The organism is Aquimarina aquimarini, from assembly GCF_900299535.1.
Classification (GTDB): Bacteria; Bacteroidota; Bacteroidia; order Flavobacteriales; family Flavobacteriaceae; genus Aquimarina; species Aquimarina aquimarini.
Genome location: NZ_OMKE01000031.1, coordinates 1 through 2,620 on the forward strand (window position 1 = coordinate 1; position 2,620 = coordinate 2,620).

Annotated in this window: 1 protein-coding gene; it reads left to right on the forward strand. The window is 36.5% G+C overall.

Going from position 1 to position 2,620, the window contains the following annotated elements; genetic code table 11:
* Positions 1-2,455 (forward strand): DUF7507 domain-containing protein (locus tag DG508_RS13745; protein ID WP_199912791.1); only part of this gene is annotated, 2,455 nt, incomplete at its 5' end.
* Positions 2,456-2,620: the final 165 nt, after the last annotated feature.

Genomic DNA, 2,620 nt, shown 5'->3' on the forward strand with positions numbered 1-2,620 from the left:
TTTTAGTAATACAGCAGTTGCGAGTGCAGCGAACCCATTAGGAGGAGCAGCGGTAACCGATGATTCCGATGATCCCGATGATGCTACCGATGTTGATCCAAATAATGATGGTAGTCCAGACGACCCAACAGTAAGTGATCTAAGTCAACCACTATTGGATATAACAAAAGAAGCAACTTTGGATGATACCAATGGTAATGGCTTTGCAGATGTAGGGGAAAATATTAATTATAGCTTTATTGTTACTAATATTGGTAATGTAGATTTAACAGATATCAGTGTTAGTGATCCTAATGCAGTGGTTACTCCAACTACTACAATAGGTTTAGTAGCAGGTGCTATAGATAATAGCACATATACAGCAATACATACATTGACACAAAGTGAAATTGACTCAGGAAGTTTTACAAATCAAGCTGTAGTAAGTGGAGAGGATCCAGATGGAATAACTATTACGGATGATTCTGATGACCCTAATAATGCTACTAATGTTGACCCGAATAATGACGGAAGCCCAGATGATTCAACGGTTATCACTTTGGTGTCTAATCCAATGATTAGCCTTACGAAGTCTGATAATGCACCAGTAGATGGATCTTACGATACTGTAGGAGAAGCAATAACGTATGTAATAGAAGTAACAAATAATGGGAATGTAACATTATCTAATGTAGTTATATCAGATCCTAATGCTGATACTATAGTTCCTGCTACAGTAATGAGTATAGACCCAGGACAAACAGTAACAGCAACTGCTACACATGTAATTACTCAAGCAGATATAGATCTTGGTACAGTGACAAATACAGCTAGTGTAATAGCAGAGGATCCTAGTAGTACATTGGTAAATGATGATTCTGATGACCCTGATACTGCAGCTCCAGATGATGCAACAATAACAATTATTGATCAAAACCCAGAACTTACCTTAACTAAATTGGCAGATGCCGCTCCTGATGGAGCATATGATACTGTAGGAGAGGTAATAACTTATACATTAGAAGTGATTAATACAGGTACTGTTACCATTAATAATATTGTTGTTACAGATCTCAATGCAGATGCAGGTAGTGTTACTCCAGCTTCTATTGCTACTTTGGCACCAGGAGATAGAGTTACAGTTACAGCCTCTCATACTATTGTTCAGGCAGATCTTGATGCTGGGATTGTTATAAACAGAGCAGATGTAGTAGGAGAAACTCCAGGTGGAATCCCTGTAATGGATATTTCTGATGACCCAGCAACACCAGACCCTGATGATGCTACAGAAACAGAGACAGGTTTGATTACTATAGGAAGACTATCGGTAACAAAGGTTGCCAATCCTGTGATATTTACAAATGTAGGAGAAGTGATTACCTATACTATCGAAATAGAAAATATAGGAACCGTTACTTTGAATGATGTTAATGTAATAGATAATAATGCAACTATAGTATCTGGATTGCCTATAACCAATTTGTTACCAGGAGCAACTACAATAGTTATTGCAGAACATGTGGTAACACAAGATGATATCATAGCAGGAGAAATTATGAATAGTGCAGAGGTAACAGCAACAACCCCAATAGGAGATACTGTTTTTGAAACGTCTGATGACCCTAACAACCCTAATGATAATGACCCTGATGCCGATGGTGATCCTGATGATATTACCGTAAGTGTGATTGATAGTGATGGAGACGGAGTTCCTGATCCTGATGACTTAGATGATGATAATGATGGTATCACAGATATAGAAGAGCAAAATGGTGATCCTAACTTAGATACAGATGGTGATGGTATTATAGATCGACTAGATCTTGATTCTGATGGAGATGGATTGTTTGATGTTTATGAATCAGGGGCAGATATTGAGGAATTAACAATTTCAAACGAGGGAGTGATTGAAGGTAATGTCGGAACAGATGGTATTCCTGATGGTGTACAGAATTCTGGCGAGTTTGATCAAGGAATTGTAGCCTATCCTATTAGAGATACAGATGGTGATGGTATAGATGATTTTCAGGATATAGATGATGACAATGATGATATTTTAACTGCTGATGAAAATGCTGATCCTGATGGAGATGGAAATCCAGATGATGCTATTGATAGTGATGGTAATGGTGTGCCAAATTATCTAGAACCAAATACACCTACAGATGGTGAAGATGGTGTTACTGTTTTTACAGGAATGTCTCCTAATGGAGATGGAGTGAATGATACATTTGTAATCAGTGGAATAGAAAGATTAGAGAATTCATTATCTATCTATAATAGATGGGGGATTATGGTTTATGAATCCAAAAATTATGGAAGAGATAATAATTTCTTCAGAGGAACTTCTGAAGGAAGAGTAACAGTCGAAGAAAAAGATCAGTTACCAGCAGGTACTTATTATTATATACTTGAATATATTCTAGAATCTGGAGAACATAAAAAGAAAGCTGGATACTTATATATCAACAGATAATCAAATTAATCATATAAAATCTTACGAATAAAAAACGTTCGTAACAAAACTATAAATATTAAACCATAGCGGATGAAAAATATACAAGCGATACTTGTAACAGTACTACTCAGTGTTTTGTTTTACAATGGTTATTCTCAGCAAGATGCTCAGTATACGCAGTAT